The sequence below is a fragment of the Actinomyces dentalis DSM 19115 genome (assembly GCF_000429225.1).
GTDB lineage: Bacteria > Actinomycetota > Actinomycetes > Actinomycetales > Actinomycetaceae > Actinomyces > Actinomyces dentalis.
Window position 1 is genome coordinate 1 of the sequence record NZ_AUBL01000050.1, and the last position, 17693, is coordinate 17693.

Genomic DNA, 17693 nt, shown 5'->3' on the forward strand with positions numbered 1-17693 from the left:
ATCTCCTCCTCCAAGGCATCGAACGCCTCCAGACCCTGCCCGCACCCTGACCCCGGCCCCCGCCCCTGAGGACGCCCCCTGACCCCCGGAGGCCGGCCGCCCCGCCCCCGAGCACCACCGACCACCGCGCCCCACCACGCGCGGCGAACCACCACACCCCCATGCCACAATCAACCCCGCAGCACCGGCAACGACGCCGCCCAACCCCACCCAACCAGACGATGAAAGATCGAGGCTAAAACGCTCGCGCGCCCCGGCGGGATTCGGGCCTTTGCAACAGATTCGGACAACCGGCGCCGCCGCGGGCCCTGCGCGGACGGCGGCCCCGGCGATCACCCCGGCCCCCGGGCCGGGCCGGGCCGCCCGACCCCGGGCGCCGAGATGTGCATTTTGCACTCGAGCGGGCACTTTTAACTGCACATCTCGAATGCAAGATGCACATCTCGAATGCAGAATGAGCCTTTCTCACCAGAACCGATGGCTCAGGGGCCAGGATCGGCGCGATGGTGCGGAAAGGATGGGTGTGGAGTGGGGGTGGTGCGCACAGGAGCCGCACACCTAGCTTTGCCCCGAACTTTTCCGCGTCATCACGCCGATCCCGGCCAGCCCAGGGGTCTTCCTGGTGAGAAAGGCTCAATGCACATCTCGAATGCAAAATGCACATCTCGACGAGCACAGGGCCGACCCGCCCCCGCCTCCCCGCGCCGGCCCCGACCGCCGCCGTCCTCGACCCCCGACCGGATCCACACCCCGCCAAGAAGACCCGATCCGACCCGTGCGAGTGGGATATCAGGGTCGCGTGAGACGGCCGATACGCGTAGGACGGGATGGTGCGGCTCGGGGCGCACCGCCGACGAGACGGAAAAGGTGGCTCCCGCGTGCCTTTCACCCCTCATTCCACGGTCGCCCGCTCGAAGAATGGCGGAATGACGCCGTTCGTCAAACGACCGGACCCGCCGCACGCCCCTAAAAGTACGCGGGAGCCACCTTTTCCGCGCCGCCAGCGACCGCCAGCGCCTCAGTCGCGGAAGGGCAGCCTGGCCTCGAGCTCCTCCAGCGACCGGGGCACGAGGATCTCCTCCTGGGTCTCGGTCACAATGCCGAGCCCGGCGGCCAGGTCGGCGACGGCGGTCAGCGCCGAGGCGCGACGGTCCTCCGTCGACAGGGCCCCGTTCGACGGCGGCGCCGCGATCGACTCGGTCTCCTGCGGCGAGTCGACCGCCCCCGGTGCGCCCGCGTCCGGCTCCGCCCCCGTGTCCGGCTCCGCCGCCTCACCCGCGGACCGCGCCCCCGCGTCCGACTCCGCTCCCGTGTCCGGCTCCGCCGCCTCACCCGCGGACCGCGCGCCCGCATCCGACTCGGCCCCCGCGCCCGCCGACTGCCCCGCCAACTCCTGATCGATGCCCGCCGCCAGGGCCTCGGCCTGGTCCCGGCTCAGCCCGCCGCGCAGGGAGACCCCGTCGGTGCCGAGCGGCTCCATCGCGCTCTCGTCGAGCCGCGAGGGCAGCACCGGCCACTCCGCCCCCTGGTCGGGCAGGTCCGTCTCGGAGTGGGCGCCGCAGCCGTGGTCGAGCGAGACGACGCGCCCGTCGTCGGCCGCCCACTCATTGGCGCAGATGCCGAAGATGCGGCGCAGCGGACCGGCGAGCGGGACGAAGAACCCGCAGGTGGAGCAGGAGGCGTGGGCCTTGCGCACGCCGTCGGCCTCCGGGCCGTGCTCGCCCTCGTACCAGCGGCGGGCGGCGCCGCGCACGCCCTGGGGGGACAGCACGCGGGCGCGCCCGAAGTCGAGTGCGTCCATACCCGCGACGTCGCCCTCCTCATCGCCCGTGGCCTCCCAGCCGGGTTCGAGGCGCTCGTCGGTCTCGCGGCGGGGCAGGCGGTCGGCGCGGGTGATGTCGCCGGGGCGCAGGCGCTCCGCCCAGGGGATCCAGGTCGGGGCGAGAACGGCGTCCTCACCGGGGAGCAGCTCCAGCTCGCAGATCGTGGCCGTGCGGCTGCGCGGGGGCCGGGTCAGGGTCACGGCCCAGCGCCAGCCGCGGTAGCCGGCGAGATTGCACTCGAACAGGTGGGTCACCAGCCGCTCGCCCTCGCTGCGGGCCGCGACGTGCTCGCCCACACTGAGCGGCTCGGTGATCTGGCCCAGGGCGGCGTGGGCGAGCCCGACGGCGGTCGGGGAGGTGAGCGTCCGATCCTTGGCGGCCGCGGCGGCCTCGGCCCGGGTGGGCAGGGAGCCGGGGCGGGGGAGTCCGGAGGTGGCGGTATCCGCCAGAGTTCCGGCCGTGCCGGGCGGCTTGACCGGGGTCGACGCCTCAATTGCAGCATGAGTCGCTGTGTCAGTCACCCGACCAGTGTAGGGGCCGGCGCGATGGTGGGGACGCAGGCGGCCGCCCCCCGGCATACGGCCTGAACGGGATCGGCGGGTCGCGAGCGCCCGGGGCGGGATGGCCCCGGCGTGCGGGCCGAACCCACGACCTTCGGATTAAAAGTCCGTACTTCCGGGCCCAGGCCCGCGCGCCGGGGAGGCCGCTACAGTGGCGCCCGGATATGGAGGAGGCCCCTCATGACCACGCCGATGACGCACCCCGGTCGCGCCGCCGTGCGCGGCCCCGCCGCCGATGAGCGCGGTCGGGCGGCGCTGCGGGCCCTGGGCCTGGACGACGGCGCCGACCTGACCGGGGAGGCCATGGACGTCGTCTCGCCCCTGACCGGCTCGCCCATCGGCCGGGTCCCGCGCCTGGGCCCCGACGACGTCGACCGCGCCGTCCAACGGGCCCGCACCGCCCAGCGGCGCTGGGCGCGCGCCCCGATGCGCGAGCGCTCGCGGGTGCTGCTCGCCCTCCACGACCTGGTCTGGAGGCTGCGCGACCCCCTCCTCGACCTCGTCCAGTGGGAGTCGGGCAAGGCCCGCGCCCACGCCTTCGAGGAGCTGGCCGACACCGCCATGACCGCCCGCTACTACGCCCGCACCGGCGCCCGCCACCTCGCCGCCCGGCGGCGGGGCGGGGCGGTGCCGGGCCTGACCGGGGTGGTCGTCCACCGCCGGCCCCTGGGCGTCGTCGGCATCATCTCGCCGTGGAACTACCCCCTGACCCTGGCCGCCTCCGACGCCGTCGCGGCGCTCATGGCGGGCAACGCCGTCGTGCTCAAACCGGATTCGGACACGCCGTTCACGGCCCTGGCCGTGCACCGCCTCCTGACGCGCGCCGGGGCGGACCCCGACCTCTTCCAGGTCGTCACCGGGCCGGGCTCCGCCCTGGGCGCCCCGCTCATCGATGCCGTCGACGCCGTCATGTTCACCGGTTCGACGGCGACCGGCTCGGCGGTGGCCTCCCGGGCGGGCGCGCGCCTCATCCCCGTGTCCGCCGAGCTCGGCGGGAAGAACCCGCTCATCGTGCGCGCCGACGCCCCCGTGGGCCGGACCGTGCGCGGCACCGTCAAGGCCTGCTTCTCCAACTCCGGCCAGCTGTGCATCTCCATCGAGCGCATCTACGTGCATCGGGGCGCGTGGGACCGGTTCATCCCCGCCCTCGTGCGGGCCGCCGAGTCCCTGCGCGTGGGCGCCGACATGGGCTGGGGCGCCGATATGGGCCCGCTCATCAGCGCCGAGCACCTGGCCAAGGTTCACGCGCACGTGGCCGACGCCGTCGCCGGGGGCGCCACGGTCCTCACCGGCGGGCGCGCGCTGCCGGAGGTCGGCCCCACCGCCTACGCCCCCACGCTGCTGACCGGTGTCGCCGAGGGGATGGAGGTGTTCGCCGCCGAGACCTTCGGGCCGGTGGCGTCGCTGTACCGCGTGTCCGACGACGAGGAGGCCGTGCGCCTGGCCAACGCCTCCCCCTACGGCCTCAACGCCGCGGTGTGGACCGCCGACCGTCGCGCCGGGGTCGAGCTGGCCGGGCGGATCCGCGTCGGAACGGTCAATATCAACGAGGGCTACGCCGCGGCGTGGGGTTCGACGGCCGCCCCCATGGGCGGGATGGGCGCCTCCGGGCTCGGCCGCCGCCACGGCCCCGAGGGGATCGTCAAGTACACCCAGTCCCAGACGATCGCCGTCCAGCGCCTCATGCCCCTCCAGGCGCCGCCGGGCGTCGGCGAGGCGCGGTGGGCGACGGCGATGGCCGCCTGGCTGCGCCTGGCCCGGCGCCTGCCCGGGCTCGACCGCTAGCGCGGGGACCAGCGGCGCGTGCTGCCGCGCTTCGCCAATGCCGTGCTGCTCCTCAAGGGACTGCCGGTCCCGGTGCTCGACGGGCTGCCGGTCCCGGTGCTCGACCGGGTGGCCGACCTGTTCGGGATCGCCTCGACCATGGACCACCTCACCGGGCGGACGGCGCGGTGACCCGCCGCATAGTCTGACCCGCCCGAGTGCGGACCGCTTCACCGGGCGGACGGCGCGGCGGGGTCGGGCTCGACCGACACGATCCGGTGGAGGGCGGCCGTCAGCTCGGTCTCGCGCTCGAGGTCGGCCAGGCGCGCCCGGCCGCTCTCCACCGCGAGCACCCGGACCGTGCGCTCCTGGACGTCCCCGTCGCCGGCGGCCAGGCGCAGCCGGAGCCGGGTGCGGGCGGCCCGGGCCTGACGCAGCAGGGCCAGAACGTGGACCGGGTCGGTCGCCGCCGGGGCCCCGGCGCGCTCCCGCTCACCCGCGCGCATCCGTCCCACGTGAGCCGCCAGGTTGCCGGCCGTGGGCCTGCGGCGTCGGACCGGGCCGCCCGTCCCGGGCCGGTGGCTCTCCGGGGGCGCGCCCCGGCGGACGCCGTCGGCGGCGCCCGGTGCGAGCAGCAGGCGGCCGCCGGCGTCCTCCAGGACGGGGGCGAGCCCCGCCTCGCGCAGCTCGCGCAGAACCCGCCCCGGCGGCGCCGTCGAGGCGAGCACCCCGGGCGCCGCCTCCGCCAGCTCCAGGTCCCGCAGGCGCGCGTCCGCGATCAGGCCCGCGGCCACCGCCGGGTCGGGCGCGCGCAGGAGGCTGGAGACCCCGCGGACCCGCACGGCCCCGTGGCGGCGGGCGACGTCGTCGATGAGGACCGTCAGGGCGCTCGGCAGCGGCCCGGGCGTGAAGCGCTCCAGGGCCTCCACCAGCTCGTCCGCCGACAGACCCGCGTCCAGGGCGCCGCGCACCGACTCCGCGGTGAAGCGCACCGTGAGGGCCCCGCCGCGCGACTCGACGGCGCCGGCGCGCTCGAGGAGCTCGGCCAGGACGGGGGCGGGGCGCCCCGGGACGACCGCCGTGAGGTCGGACTGGACGAGGAGCGTCTCCACCGGCGTCGGCAGGTCCCGCGCCAGCGCCGCCTCGAGGGCCTCCAGCAGAGCGGCGTCGGCCTGCGCCCGGGCGGGCGGCTCGTCGGAAGCGCGCGTCAGGGAGAGGGCCAGCACCCGTCCGGGGCGCGTGAGGGAGCCGCCGCCGGTCGCGCCGAGCAGCTCGGCCTCCGCCAGGACCGCCGTCACCGCGCCGGCGGGGACGGGGCGCCGAGGCCGGGCGTGGGTGAGAGCGGCGCGAACCCACGTCGGGGTGGCCGAGGCGCCCTCCGGCAGGGTCTCGAGCAGCATCAGGATCCGACGGCGCAGCCTGCGCGCCCACGGCGCCTCGACGTCGTCGCCGAGCACCGGGCGCAGGGAGCCGTCGTCGGAGCGGGTGCCGACCAGCCAGGGCGTGCGGGCGCTGCCCGCCCACGCGGCGGCCAGCCGGGCCCAGCGCTCGGGCAGCTCCGCCCGCGCCCAGTCGACGGCGGGGCGGGCCGGCACCCAGGCCTCCCCCTCGGCGTCCAGGCCGAGCAGCCCGGCGGAGGCGGTCAGCTCGATGAGGGTCGCGGTCGCGGCGGGCGCGAGGTCGAGGGCCTGCGCCGTACGGGCCAGGGCCCGGGCCCCCACGCCGCCCGAGCGCAGGATCGGGGCGCCCTCGCGGCCCCACTCGGCCAGCAGGGCGGAGGTCAGACGCACCAGCTCCTCGGCGGCGCGGGCGCACTGGTCGGCGACGGCGGCCGCGTCCTGGACGTCGAGCTCGGCCGGGTCCGGGGCGCGGCTGGGCGCGGGCAGCGCCGCCCCGGCGGCGCCGGTTGCGGATGCGGCGGCGGGCGCGGGGCGCAGGGCCTCGACCAGGCCGGTGACCGGCCCGGCGGCCGTGAGCAGGCACAGGCGCGTCAGCTGCTCCAGGCCGGCCGCCACCGCCTCCTCGTCCACGCCGCCCTCGTCACCTCCGAGCGCGGCCGCGAGCGCCGCCGGATCTTGGGAGCCCGTGGCCAGGACCGCCCGGGCGGCGTCGAGGGCGGGGGCGTCGAGGTCCGCCAGCGCCCGTTCGACGCTGGGGCGCGCCCCGGCGCGCGCCGCCAGGCTCGTCAGGGAGGGCGAGGGCGGGGAGATGAGATCGGGGCGCGCGGCCAGAAGGGAGGCGAGTTCGGCGTCGGACAGGGCCGTGAGGTGGACGACCAGCTCCTCGACGCCGGCCGTGCGCAGCGCGGACGCGGGTCCCGCCCCGGTCGCGCCCGGCGCGGTTCGCGCCCCGGACGCGGGCGGCGCCGGTTCGGCGCGCGACCGGGGCGCCCGCGTCCCGGTCGCGTCCGGCGGCACCGCGCCGGGGCGGCCGGTGCGCGGCGGACCCCCGGTCGTCTCACGCGCCCTGCTCACCCGCCCCAGCCTACGCGTGCCGCCCGTGCGCGGCCGGACCCGGCCGGGCGCGCCCGCGGGGCAGCCGGACCCGCGTCCCGGCCGCCCGGAGCGGGGCCGGTCTTGAGAACGAGGATCTGACCTCGAGTTCTCGTCGTCGGGGCGCTGAAAGCGGGGTGCGCGCCGCACTTGAAGCGCATTCAATTGAAGGATCGCCGCAGCAGCCTTTCCACCGTCTCGGGCAGTCCGTCATCCTCGGCGACCCGCGGCGCCAGCGCCCGGGCCGTGTCGGTGCAGTCCGCGATGGCCCGTTCGATCGCCGCGGCGAAGGCGTCGGGCCCCTGACCCTCGAGAAGGACGGCGGCCCCCAGAGCGCGGGCGCGATCGGCCCAGAAGCGCTGATCGCCCATGAAGGGTCTGAAGACCTGAGGAACGCCCGCGAGCAGGGCGGAGGTCGTGGTCCCCACTCCGCCGTGGTGGACGGCCGCGGCCATGCGGGGCATGAGCCACCAGTGCGGCGCCTCTTCGATGACGCAGATGTCGTCGGAGGGGGCGATCTCGATCCCGCCGGCGCCCGTGACGACCACGCCCCGGCGACCGGCCCGTCGCAGGCCCTTTGCGACCATGTCGCCCAGGGCCGCCGGGTTCCGCCCGACCATGCTGCCGAAACCGACGTACACCGGGGGCTCGCCCGCCGCCAGGAAGTCGGTCAGGGACGTCGGCGGGCTCCAGTCGGTGGGCGGCAGGCGCCAGAAGCCGAGCGGCCGGGCCGGGGGCGGCCAGTCCGACGGCGCCGGCAGCAGGGTGGGGCTCCAGGCGCTGAGCGTCCCGTGCTTGCGGATGTGGTCGGACAGCCGCGGCGGCTGGCCGGGCATATTGAGACGGTTCTTCCAAATGCGGATGAGGTCGGTGCGCCACGGCCCCTCGATCCAGTCCAGCATCGACCACGTCGCCCGGTTGAAGAACCTGGGCACCGGGGAGGTGAAGAGGGGCGCGGGGAAGGCCCGGGTCGGGTAGCAGAGGGGGATGAGCTGAACGGCGACCGAGGGGATGCACAGGTATTTGGCGACCATGGGAGCGGCGAGGGCCTTGGGGTGGTACACCACCATGTCGATGTCGACGCTCACGGCGGCCAGTGCGGCGACGTCGTCGAGGTAGCGCCTGAAGGCCCTCTTCGCGAGCGGCATCGCGCGCAGCGCGGCGAAGGCCGATCGTCCGACCAGCTGGTCCTGGAGATCCAGGGAGGTGTCGTCGAGCGGGTGGAAGCGGACCCCGTACGGGGCGGCCAGCCGGCGATACCTGGCCGGAGCCGCGACGACGGCCTCGCGGCCGACCTTCTTCAGGGCGTGGGCCAGCGCGACGAAGGGCTCGGTGTCACCGCGGCTCCCGGCCGTGATGAGAAGAAACCTCAGGGGCATAGGAGTGCACCGTCCCGTCGCGCAGCGTCCGACTTGCCGTTCAAGGCTATCCGCTGTGCTCCACGGCGCGCAAAGAGCCGAGACCGCATGGCCGATACGGGGCGCCGGGCCGGATGCGCGGCACGCGCACGCGCCCGGCCGCGCCGGACCTGCGCCCGGTAGGGTCGGCGTCATGAGCGCACCGCATCGCACGAGCGGCACGGCGCCGCAGGAGCAGGCCCGGTGGCGCCGTCGGACGCTGGGCGCTCTGAGCGGCACCGTGCTCGACGTCGGGGCGGGCTCGGGGACGAGCGGACGCTTCCTGGCGCCCGGGGCCGAGTGGCTCGCGCTCGAGCCCGCGCCGTCCGCACGGCTGGTTCGCGCCGTCGAGGCCCGGCCTCGCTCCCGTCTGCTGCAATCGGTCGCCGAGGAGCTGTCGCTGGCGGACGGCGAGGTCGACGCCGCCGTCTGCTCCACCGCGCTGTGCTCCGTCGCCGACCCCGACGGCGCACTGGCCGAGATCCTGCGCGTGCTGCGGCCCGGCGGCCGGCTCGTGTTCTTCGAGCACGTGGCGGCGCCGGCCGGTTCCGGGGCCCGCCTGCTCCAGGGGCTGGCCGCGCCCCTCACCCGCCGCTTCGACCGGGGGTGCGATCCGCGCAGGGACACGGCCTCCACGATCGAAAGGGCGGGATTCTCCCGGGTCGTCCTGCGCACCCTGCGGACCGCCGGCGTGTTCGGGGGTCTCGCGCCGATCATCGAGGGCGAGGCGATCCGGTGACCGCGCCCGGCGGAGAATGTGTCCGATCAGGCTCTCGGAACACCATTCCGCAACCCGCGGACGTGCGGGGCGCGACCCGGCGCCCCGCTAGTCTGAAGCCCCGCGGGCCGTCACCCGGACGGCCCCTCCCGATCGCGATAGGTCCTCGATGAGCACATACGATCCCTCCGGGTACCCGCCACCGATGTCCGCCGGCGCCGATGGCGGCCAGGCGATGTACCCCTACTCGGCGCAGAGCCCCTACCCCTACGCGACGACGGGCGCTCAGCCGGGGTACCCGCAGCCCGGCTGGGCGCCGCAGCCCGACTACCCGCAGCCCGACTACCCGCCGCCCGGCTACCCGCAGCCCGGCGCCTACTACGACCAGGCCCCCGTGGCCCAGTGGGACTACCCCGCCGGGGTCGTCCCCGGGCAGGCGCTCTACCAGCAGCCCGGCGCCTACTACGACCAGAAGTCCAAGCTGGCCGCCGGCCTGCTCGGCATCTTCCTGGGACAGTTCGGCGTCCACAATTTCTACCTGGGCAACACCGGCAAGGCGGTCGGCCAGCTGGTGGGGACGATCGTGGGCTACGTCCTGCTCATCGTCATCATCGGCATCTTCATCATCGCGGGCATCTCGATATGGGGGCTCATCGAGGGCATCCTCATCCTGTCCGCCCAGCCCGGCTCGCGCCCCTGGGGCGTCGACGCCCGCGGCGTCCCGCTGTCCAGCTGAAGCGCCCGCCCGCGCGCCAGCGCGCCTCATCCGACCCCGGCCGGCGTCGCCTGATCCCGGCCGGCGGCGCCCGCCGCCGCGCGCCTGCGCCCGCCCGCGGGCGCACCGGGACGAAGACCGGTATCAGGTTCACCACAATGGCATTCGTATGAGACTCTGGTCCCGGTGTCGCACCGCGAGCCCTTCCGCGGAGCACCCCGACGCATCGTCTCAAGAAGGTCGAGCCGTATGACCAGCAACCCGCCCCCCGCCTCCCCCTCGCCCCCGCCCGGTCCCGTCCCTGGCACCGGCACCGGTTCCGGCGCCAGGGCCGCGCAGCCGACCCTCGGCGAGCTCGTCGCCCGGATCTCCGAGAACATCACCGGTCTGATCAAGGGCGAGATCGACCTGGCCAAGGCCAAGGGCAAACGAATGGCCGTCAAGCTGGGCCTGGGAATCGGGCTGCTGGGCGCCGCCGGGGTCCTGGCCCTGTACGCCTTCGCCATGCTCCTGCACGCGGCCGCCCGCGGAATCGGCGAGGCGCTGCCGCTGTGGGCCGGATACCTCATTGTCGCCGTCGTCCTGCTCATTATCGTGGCGGTCCTCGCCGTCGTGGGCAAGAAGAAGATCGACGCCGGGCTCGCCGACACCCCCAGCCCGCAGGAGGGCCTCAAGCAGAACGTCGAAATCGCCAAGGAGGCCCTGGCCTCCGGACTGGAGAAGGGGAACCAGAAGTGAGCACCCACTCCCCCGCGAGCGCGGGGCCCGCCCCCGCCCCGGCGCCCACCATCGAGGAGATGGAGGCGGCCCTGATCGCCCGCCGCGAGCGCCTGGCCGTCGACATGGAGGTCCTCGGCACCCGCCTGGCCCCCGAGGCGCTCAAGACGCAGGCCAAGGACACCGCCCGCGCCACGGCCGCCTGGACCAGGACTACGGCCCGCATCGTGGCCGACCGGGCCAGGACCGCCGCCCGCGACGCGGCCGACCGGGCCAGGGACTCGGCCCGGAGCGCGGTCGATCGGGCCGGGGCCGCCGCCCGCGACGCGGCCGCCGACGCCGGCCGGAGCGTCAAGTCCGTCATCGCGGGCCTGCGCCCGGGCTCCGAGGAGCCCGGCCCCGCCCAGCGGCTGGCCCGGCTGCTGGACGACGCCCGCGACGGCGACCCGCGCTCCCTCGCCGTTGTCACCGGCGCCGCCATGGCCCTGGCGGGTCTGAGCGTCGCCGCCCTCGTCAAGGCGGTGCGCTCATGATCACCCCGCCCTCCCCCGACGCCCGTCTCACCCCGGAGCAGATCGAGGAGCGCCTGGCCCGCCAGCGCCGCGAGCTCGCCGCCGACGTCGATGCGCTCGCCGAGCGCGTCGCCCCGCGGGCCCGCGCCCGAGCCGCCGGGGAGGAGCTGAGCGTCAGGGCCCACGAGACCGTCGACTCGCTGCGCGCCTGGGCGGGGTCGCTGCGCGAGCGCGTCCGCGACCACATCGAGCGCGCCCAGGACGGGGATGCCGAGTCGATCAGGGTCGTGGCCGCCGTCGCCGGCGGAGTGGTGGCCGGCGCCGCCCTGCTCGGAGTCCTCATCGGCCGCTCGCGGGGCTGAGCGGCCCGGCGTGAAGACCCCGGCCTCCGGGGCTGAGCCGCCGGCCGCTCGCGGGGCCGAGCGCGACTTCAAGCGCCGCACCGTCACCTCCGCGTCCCCAGGCCGCCCGCGGGGCCGGGGCCGGTGCGCGCCGCCCCCGGAGGCCCCGGAGGGCGGATCCGCGCCGGGCCGCCTGGGAACGCGGAGGAGGGCGTGGGAGGAACCACTGAGCTTCGACCGAACGCCGAATGGTGTTCTGGGGCACGAGCGATGTAGGCTCAGGCCACGACACATTTGCCCAAGTGAAGCGCCCAGCGCGCCAGAGACAGTTGGAGGGGGTCGAGCCTATGGGGCGCGGCCGTCAGAAGGCCAAGGCGACCAAGGTCGCCCGCAAGCTCAAGTACTTCAGCCCGGAGACCGACTACGCGGCGCTCGAGCGCGAGCTAGTCAGCGCGTCCTCCGGCGCCGATCCGCGCGATGAGTACGAGGAGCTGGCCGCCAAGTACAACGTCGACGACGACGATGACTGGGAGGACTCGGACGTCCCCCGGACGGAGCCGGGTCGTCGAAGTTGACCGGCCTCGATCCCGGTCCGGCCTGAGGGCTCGGACCGATCCGGGTCTCCAACGACTCAGCCGGCGCGTCCGGCCGACAACGACGTCGTAGTCGGTTCCGGGCGCGTCGAGAGCGTGTGCTGCGCTCCTCCCGCCCTCACTCACCGAGTGCGGTAGCTCCCGAAGACGTCGACGGCCCCGCCGTCGACGCCCTTGGTCCCGGCCACGACCCGCCCGCGCGGCGCGTAGTCCCCGGCCTCGTGGACGGTCCCCAGCGCCCAGGCGGGCGCGCCGGCCCGGCGGGCCAGGCGCACCGCGTCGTCGGCCGCCTCCGGGGCGACCACGGCGACCATGCCGACCCCCAGGTTGAGCGTGCCCTCCAGGTCCTCCCACGGCACGTCCCCCAGGCGGCGCACGACGTCGAAGACCGGCGGGACGACCCAGCCGGAGCGGTCGACGTCGGCGATGAGCCCGGCGGGCAGGACGCGGGCGAGGTTGGCGGCCAGCCCGCCGCCGGTGACGTGGGACAGGGCGCGCAGGCGCAGGTCGGCGGGGTCGGCGCCGGCGGGGTCGAGGGCGTCGGCGAGGTCCAGGCACACCCGCGCGTACAGGCGCGTGGGCTCGAGCAGCTCCTCGCCCAGGGCGCGGCCGAACTCGGGCACCTCGCGCTCCAGGGACCACCCGGCGCGCTCGACGACGCGGCGCACCAGGGAGTAGCCGTTGGAGTGCAGGCCGGAGGAGGCCAGGGCGACCAGGACGTCGCCGGGGCGCACGCGCTCGGCGCCGAGCCTGCGGTCGGCCTCGACGACGCCGGTGGCGGCCCCGGCCACGTCGTACTCGTCGGGGCCCATGAGGCCGGGGTGCTCGGCGGTCTCCCCGCCCAGCAGCGGGGTGCCGACGGCGGCGCAGGCGGCGGCCACGCCGCGCACGATGCTGGCGATCCGCTCGGGCACGACGCGGCCGCAGGCGATGTAGTCGGTCATGAGCAGGGGGCGGGCGCCGACGACGACGACGTCGTCGACGACCATGCCCACCAGGTCCTGGCCGATGGTGTCGTGGACGTCCAGGGCCCGGGCGATGGCGACCTTGGTGCCCACCCCGTCGGTGGAGGCGGCCAGCAGTGGGCGGCGGTAGTCGCGCAGGGCGGAGACGTCCACGAGCCCGGCGAAGCCGCCCACCGACCCGACGACGGCCGGGGTCATGGTGGCGGCCACGGCGTCCTTCATGAGTTCGACGGCGCGGTCGCCGGCGGCGGTGTCCACGCCGGCGTCGGCGTAGGTGATGCCCCGCCCGCCAGCGGGTCCGGCGGGGATCGGAGCGCCGGCAGCGGCGGACTCAACGGGCGGCGCGGCGGGATCGCCGGCGTGCGGCGCGGCGGGGGCCGACGTGGCGGCGGGGGCGGCTGCGGATTCGGCGCGCGGGGTGTCGGGGCTCATCGGGTGCTTCCTTCTCGCGGAACGGGGGCCGGCAGGGGGCTGCCGGTCATGAGGTCGGGCCGGGTGACGAGGGCCGGGCCTGCCAGGCCGGCGGCGCCGTCGTCGGGCATGCGGGCCGATACGTCCCGGCGGCGGTGCCGGTAGGCGCTGGGCACCCGCGTGACCGGCGCGGCGGCCGCGCAGGCGCCTCCCGCCGGCGGGGCGATGGGGTAGTCGCCGGTGAAGCAGGCGGTGCACAGTTCGGCGCGCGGCTGGCCGGAGGCCTCGACCATGCTCTCGACGGAGAGGTAGCCGAGGGTGTCCGCGCCCACGGACTCGCGGATCTCCTCCACGCTCATGCCGGCGGCGATGAGTTCGGCGCGGGTGGCGAAGTCGATGCCGTAGTAGCAGGGCCACAGCACCGGCGGGGAGGAGATGCGCACGTGGACCTCGGCGGCGCCGGCCTCGCGCAGCATGCGCACCAGGGCCCGCTGGGTGTTGCCGCGCACGATCGAGTCGTCGACGACGACGAGGCGCCTGCCCTCGATGACCTCGCGCACCGGGTTGAGCTTGAGGCGGATGCCGAGCCGGCGCAGCGTCTGGGTGGGCTGGATGAAGGTCCGGCCCACGTAGGCATTCTTGACCAGCCCCTGGCCGTAGGGGATGCCGGAGGCCTGGGCGTAGCCGATGGCGGCGGGCGTGCCGGACTCGGGGGTGGCGATGACCAGGTCGGCCTCGACGGGGTGCTCGCGGGCCAGGGCCGCGCCCATGGCGTTGCGCGCGGCGATGACGGACCGGCCGGCGATCTTGGTGTCCGGGCGGGCCAGGTAGACGTACTCGAAGACGCAGCCGGCCCGACGGGCCGTGGCGAAGCGGGTGGAGCGCAGGCCCTCGGCGTCGATCTCCAGGAGCTCGCCGGGCTCGATCTCCCGCACGTAGGCGGCGCCGACGATGTCGAGGGCGGCGGTCTCCGAGGCCACGACCCACCCGCGCTCCAGGCGCCCCAGGACCAGGGGGCGCACGCCGTGCGGGTCGCGGGCGGCGTAGAGGGTGCGCTCGTCCATGAACACCAGGGAGAAGGCGCCGCGCAGCATGGGCAGGACCCGGTGGGCCGTGGCGGCGACGGCGAGCGGGGGCGCGGCGGGGCCGGGCGCGCTATCGGCCGGGGCGGGCGGGCCGCCGGGCCCGTCGTCGGCCCCGGTGAGGCCGCCGCGCTCGGAGACGAGGCTCATGAGGGCGGCGATGACGGCGGTGTCCGTCGACGAGCCGCGGCCGAGCTCGCCGGTCAGGTCCTCGCCGGAGGCGGAGTGCACGGCCGCCATGAGCTCGCGGGTGTTGGTGAGGTTGCCGTTGTGGGCCAGGGCCAGGGTGGAGCCGGCGACGGGGCCGAGCATCGGCTGGGAGTTCTCCCAGGTGGTGGCCCCCGTGGTGGCGTAGCGGACGTGTCCGACGGCGATGTGCCCGGTCAGGTTGGACAGGGAGGGGTCGTCGAAGACCTGGGAGACCAGGCCGAGGTCCTTGTAGACCAGGATGTTGGAGCCGTCGGTCGTGGCGATGCCGGCGGCCTCCTGGCCGCGGTGCTGGAGTGCGTACAGGCCGAAGTAGGTCAGACGGGAGACCTCCTCGCCGGGCGCCCACACGCCGAAGACGCCGCACTCCTCGCCGACGGGCGGTTCGAGCTCGGGGTAGGGGTGTGCGGGAGGGCCGATGGCGGTCTGGGCGGTGTCACCGGAACTCACCGCGGCATTGTCCCACAGGGCGGGCCGGAAGCGCGGCCGGGGGCGGGCGGGGCGGGCCGGAAGCGCGGCCGGGGGCGGGGCCCGCCACGCCAAGGACCCGACCGGATCATCCGCCAGCATCGCAATCACCTCGATATTCTGGCGTCATTCCAACGAGAAGTCAGATCTGAAGCGCCACGCTCACGCCGGCGCCCCCTTGCCGACGGGCAGTGTCGCCGTTGATTGTGCGGGTTCAGCGGCGGGAAAAGGTGGCCGGCGCATACTTTTAGGGGCGTTCGGCGGGTCCACCCATTCGGAGAATGGCGTCATTCCGCCATTCTTCGAGCAGACGACCTCGAGGCGGGACGTTAAAAGTATGCGCCGGCCACCTTTTGCGCCGCCAACCCGGACACCGGGCGGCGGAATGCTCCCACCGGCGCCCATGGCCGAGGCGCGCCCCGCGCCCGCCCCGCGCCCGCCCGCTCTTCTTGCGCGAGATCGCCGAGTAACCGTCGAGCACGTCACTTGACCCGCGAGATCGTCACTTAACCCGCGAGCACGTCTGCCAGAGGTACGTGCTCGCGGGTCAAGTGACGTGCTCGCGGGCCGGGCGGCGGGAGTCCGGGGCGGGGGCGGGCCCGCCCCGCCCGTTCAGGCGGTCCGGGACTGGACCGGGGTCCGCACCGCCCCGCTCAGGCGGTCCGGGACAGGGCAGGACCACCCCGCCGCTGCTCAGGCCGCGGCGGGAGCGGCCTTCGCAGCGCCCTCCTCAACGGCCTTCTTGGTGGCGGCCATCTGCTTGAGGACGACGATCCCGGCGCAGGAGATCACCGCGCCCACGAGGATCGAGACCACGAACCACGCGAAGTTGTCCATGGCGAAGAACACGAAGACGCCGCCGTGGGGTGCGCGCGAGGCCGCGTGCAGCGCCATCGACATCGCCCCGGTCACCGCGCCGCCCGCCATGCACGGCGGGATGATGCGCAGCGGGTCGGCCGCGGCGAAGGGGATGGCGCCCTCGGAGATGAACGAGGCGCCCAGCAGCCAGGCGGCCCGCCCGTTGTCCCGCTCGGCGCCCGTGAAGAGGTTCGGGCGGATGGTGGTGGCCAGGGCCAGGGCGAGCGGCGGAACCATGCCCGCGGCCATGACGGCCGCCATGATCTCGTAGGAGGCCGGCGTCCCCGCGTCCAGGCCGGCGGTGCCGAAGAGGTAGGCGGCCTTGTTGACCGGGCCGCCCAGGTCGAAGCACATCATGAGGCCGACGATGACGCCCAGGAGCACACCGGCGCCGTTATTGGCCATGGCGGTCAGGGACTCGGTGAGCCAGGTCATGAAGGAGGCCAGCGGCCTGCCCAGCAGCATGTACATGACCGAGCCGACCACGAGGGTGGTGAACAGCGGGATGATGACCACCGGCATGAGGCTGCGCAGCCAGCGCGGCGCATTCAGCCCGGCGAGCCAGGCCGCGAAGTAGCCGGCGAGGATGCCGCCGAGCAGGCCGCCGATGAAGCCCGAGCCGGTGGCCACGGCCGCCAGCCCCATGATGAAGCCGGGGGCGATGCCGGGGCGCCCGGCCAGGCCGAAGGCGGTGTAGCCGGCCAGCGCCGGGACGAGCAGACTCATGCCCGCGCTGCCCAGCAGGTAGAGGACCGCGCCGATGTAGGCCGCGAGCGGGGAGCCGGCCAGGGCGTGCTCGGCGGCGTAGGTCTTACTGGTCAGGTCCGGCAGGTTCCACAGGCTGGTCGCCAGGATCCCGTTGTCGCGATCGCCCAGCACGATGTTCTGGGCGGTCTTGGTGATGTCGTACCCGCCGAAGAGGTAACCCAGGGCGATGAGCAGGCCGCCGGCCGCCACGAAGGGGATCATGTAGGACACGCCGGTCATGACCGAGCGCTGGAGCCGGCGCGCCCAGTGCTCCTTCTCCTCCGCGGCGCCGGACTCGGAGGAGTCGCCCGAGCCGGCCGGGACCGTCGGGGCGGAGGGGTCGTCGACGGCGGCCAGGGCCCGGTCCAGCAGGGAGCCGGCGTCGTTGACGGCGGCCTTGACGCCGACGTCGACGACGGGCTTGCCGGCGAAGCGGTCGCGGTCCTTGACGGGCAGGTCGTGGGCGAAGACGACGGCGTCGGCCCGCCTGATGAGGTCGGGGTCGAGCCAGTCGATCTTGCCCGACCCCTGACCCTCGATGTGGACCTCGACGCCGCGGGCCTTGCCGGCCTGCTCCAGCGCCTCGGCCGCCATGAAGGTGTGGGCGATGCCGGTGGGGCAGGAGGACACGCCGACGATGAGGCGCCCGCCCCCGTCGGCCGCCCCGGCCGAGCCGCCCGAGCCGCCCGAGCCGGTCCCGGCGGCGGGGGCCTCGTCCGCACCGGCCCCCGAGCCGGCGTCCGCGGCCCTCCCGGCCGCGCCGTCGGCCCCACCGGCCCCGGCGGCCTGCGCGCCCTCCTCGAGCAGCTCGGGCTGGACCTGCTCGGTGATGATGCGGGCCACGTCCTGGGGCGTGGCGGCTGAGCGCAGCGCCCCGGTGAACTCCGGCTTCATCAGGCCGCGGGCGAGCTTGGCCAGGAGCTTGAGGTGGAAGTCGTCGGCGCCGGCGGGTGCGGCGATCATGAAGACGAGGTTCGCGCTCTCGCCGTCGGCCGCCCCGAAGTCGACGCCCCCGGCCAGGCGCGCGAAGCCGAGGGAGGGCGCCAGGACGTGGGGGCTGCGGCAGTGCGGGATGGCGATGCCCCCGGGGATGCCGGTGGGGGCGGTGGCCTCCCGGGCGAGGGCGTCGGCGGCCAGGCCCTCGGGGGTGTCGGCGCGGCCGGCGGAGGCGACGACGTCGGCGAGGTACTCGATGACGTCCTTCTTATCGGGTCCGACGGGGACGTCGAGCCTGACCAGGTCGGGGACGATGAGCGCCCCGGGGGGCGAAGCGGACGAGTCTGAGGTGGACATGCTGTTTCCTTGCTGTCAGGACGGGGCGTG

14 protein-coding genes are annotated in these 17693 nt (G+C 75.4%); 8 read left to right on the forward strand and 6 right to left on the reverse strand.

What is annotated here, in order from left to right; translation table 11 throughout:
* Positions 1 to 1018: 1018 nt before the first annotated feature.
* Positions 1019 to 2344 (reverse strand): DUF3027 domain-containing protein, encoded by a 1326-nt coding sequence (locus tag G446_RS0110960; protein ID WP_245574676.1) that lies wholly within the window; start codon positions 2342 to 2344, stop codon positions 1019 to 1021.
* Between the two features lie 219 nt (positions 2345 to 2563).
* Between G446_RS0110960 and G446_RS17465 the strand changes: the two genes are divergently transcribed.
* Both G446_RS17465 and G446_RS20070 read left to right on the forward strand, forming a co-directional pair.
* On the forward strand, positions 2564 to 4168 hold the full coding sequence (locus G446_RS17465) for a succinic semialdehyde dehydrogenase (RefSeq protein WP_084779184.1): 1605 nt from the start codon (positions 2564 to 2566) through the stop codon (positions 4166 to 4168).
* 18 nt (positions 4169 to 4186) lie between these two features.
* Positions 4187 to 4339, forward strand: coding sequence for a hypothetical protein (locus tag G446_RS20070; protein ID WP_156916631.1), 153 nt, complete (start codon positions 4187 to 4189; stop codon positions 4337 to 4339).
* Between the two features lie 38 nt (positions 4340 to 4377).
* Here G446_RS20070 and G446_RS0110975 read toward each other — a convergent pair whose 3' ends face one another.
* Together G446_RS0110975 and G446_RS0110980 are read right to left on the reverse strand one after the other, a co-directional pair.
* Positions 4378 to 6621, reverse strand: coding sequence for a helicase-associated domain-containing protein (locus G446_RS0110975; protein ID WP_051285937.1), 2244 nt, complete (start codon positions 6619 to 6621; stop codon positions 4378 to 4380).
* Between the two features lie 179 nt (positions 6622 to 6800).
* Positions 6801 to 8018: a glycosyltransferase gene (locus G446_RS0110980; protein ID WP_034470206.1), complete on the reverse strand. Its 1218-nt coding sequence runs from the start codon at positions 8016 to 8018 to the stop codon at positions 6801 to 6803.
* A 172-nt stretch (positions 8019 to 8190) separates the two neighbouring features.
* Here G446_RS0110980 and G446_RS17470 point away from each other — a divergent pair, with 172 nt between their 5' ends.
* From G446_RS17470 to G446_RS17485, 6 genes are all read left to right on the forward strand, one after another.
* Complete coding sequence (locus tag G446_RS17470; protein WP_051285938.1) at positions 8191 to 8775, forward strand: class I SAM-dependent methyltransferase; 585 nt, start codon at positions 8191 to 8193, stop codon at positions 8773 to 8775.
* Between the two features lie 184 nt (positions 8776 to 8959).
* Positions 8960 to 9490 carry a TM2 domain-containing protein gene (locus G446_RS0110990; protein ID WP_245574677.1) on the forward strand — a complete coding sequence of 177 codons (531 nt, stop codon included), beginning with the start codon at positions 8960 to 8962 and terminating at the stop codon, positions 9488 to 9490.
* A gap of 228 nt (positions 9491 to 9718) precedes the next feature.
* Positions 9719 to 10207, forward strand: a complete 489-nt coding sequence (locus G446_RS0110995) for a phage holin family protein (RefSeq protein ID WP_026410187.1) — start codon at positions 9719 to 9721, stop codon at positions 10205 to 10207.
* Positions 10204 to 10719 (forward strand): hypothetical protein, encoded by a 516-nt coding sequence (locus G446_RS17475; protein ID WP_051285939.1) that lies wholly within the window; start codon positions 10204 to 10206, stop codon positions 10717 to 10719. Before G446_RS0110995 ends, G446_RS17475 begins: the two co-directional genes overlap by 4 nt.
* Positions 10716 to 11060 carry a DUF3618 domain-containing protein gene (locus G446_RS17480; RefSeq protein WP_034470208.1) on the forward strand — a complete coding sequence of 115 codons (345 nt, stop codon included), beginning with the start codon at positions 10716 to 10718 and terminating at the stop codon, positions 11058 to 11060. The genes G446_RS17475 and G446_RS17480 overlap by 4 nt, the downstream gene beginning before the upstream one ends.
* 326 nt (positions 11061 to 11386) lie before the next feature.
* Positions 11387 to 11614 (forward strand): DUF3073 domain-containing protein, encoded by a 228-nt coding sequence (locus G446_RS17485; RefSeq protein ID WP_034470210.1) that lies wholly within the window; start codon positions 11387 to 11389, stop codon positions 11612 to 11614.
* Between the two features lie 140 nt (positions 11615 to 11754).
* On the opposite strand, the gene purM is transcribed toward G446_RS17485, so the two are convergent.
* The 3 genes from purM to G446_RS0111025 all read right to left on the reverse strand — a co-directional run bounded on the left by purM (position 11755) and on the right by G446_RS0111025 (position 17663).
* Positions 11755 to 13029, reverse strand: a complete 1275-nt coding sequence (gene purM / locus G446_RS0111015; protein ID WP_084779186.1) for a phosphoribosylformylglycinamidine cyclo-ligase — start codon at positions 13027 to 13029, stop codon at positions 11755 to 11757.
* Positions 13026 to 14747 carry an amidophosphoribosyltransferase gene (gene purF, locus G446_RS0111020; RefSeq protein ID WP_051285941.1) on the reverse strand — a complete coding sequence of 574 codons (1722 nt, stop codon included), beginning with the start codon at positions 14745 to 14747 and terminating at the stop codon, positions 13026 to 13028. The genes purM and purF overlap by 4 nt, the downstream gene beginning before the upstream one ends.
* A 711-nt stretch (positions 14748 to 15458) precedes the next feature.
* Entirely contained in the window at positions 15459 to 17663 is a 2205-nt protein-coding gene (locus G446_RS0111025) for a PTS fructose transporter subunit IIABC (protein WP_026410190.1), read from the reverse strand.
* Positions 17664 to 17693 lie beyond the last annotated feature (30 nt).

What these genes read in the sequence shown, in the direction of transcription:
- G446_RS17465 (WP_084779184.1), top strand. Translation starts at nt 2,564, where the DNA reads ATGACCACGCCGATGACGCACCCCGGTCGCGCCGCCGTGCGCGGCCCC.
- G446_RS0110980 (WP_034470206.1), bottom strand. Translation starts at nt 8,018, where the DNA reads ATGCCCCTGAGGTTTCTTCTCATCACGGCCGGGAGCCGCGGTGACACC.
- G446_RS17470 (WP_051285938.1), top strand. Translation starts at nt 8,191, where the DNA reads ATGAGCGCACCGCATCGCACGAGCGGCACGGCGCCGCAGGAGCAGGCC.
- G446_RS0110990 (WP_245574677.1), top strand. Translation starts at nt 8,960, where the DNA reads ATGTCCGCCGGCGCCGATGGCGGCCAGGCGATGTACCCCTACTCGGCG.
- G446_RS0110995 (WP_026410187.1), top strand. Translation starts at nt 9,719, where the DNA reads ATGACCAGCAACCCGCCCCCCGCCTCCCCCTCGCCCCCGCCCGGTCCC.
- G446_RS17480 (WP_034470208.1), top strand. Translation starts at nt 10,716, where the DNA reads ATGATCACCCCGCCCTCCCCCGACGCCCGTCTCACCCCGGAGCAGATC.
- G446_RS17485 (WP_034470210.1), top strand. Translation starts at nt 11,387, where the DNA reads ATGGGGCGCGGCCGTCAGAAGGCCAAGGCGACCAAGGTCGCCCGCAAG.
- purM (WP_084779186.1), bottom strand. Translation starts at nt 13,029, where the DNA reads ATGAGCCCCGACACCCCGCGCGCCGAATCCGCAGCCGCCCCCGCCGCC.
- G446_RS0111025 (WP_026410190.1), bottom strand. Translation starts at nt 17,663, where the DNA reads ATGTCCACCTCAGACTCGTCCGCTTCGCCCCCCGGGGCGCTCATCGTC.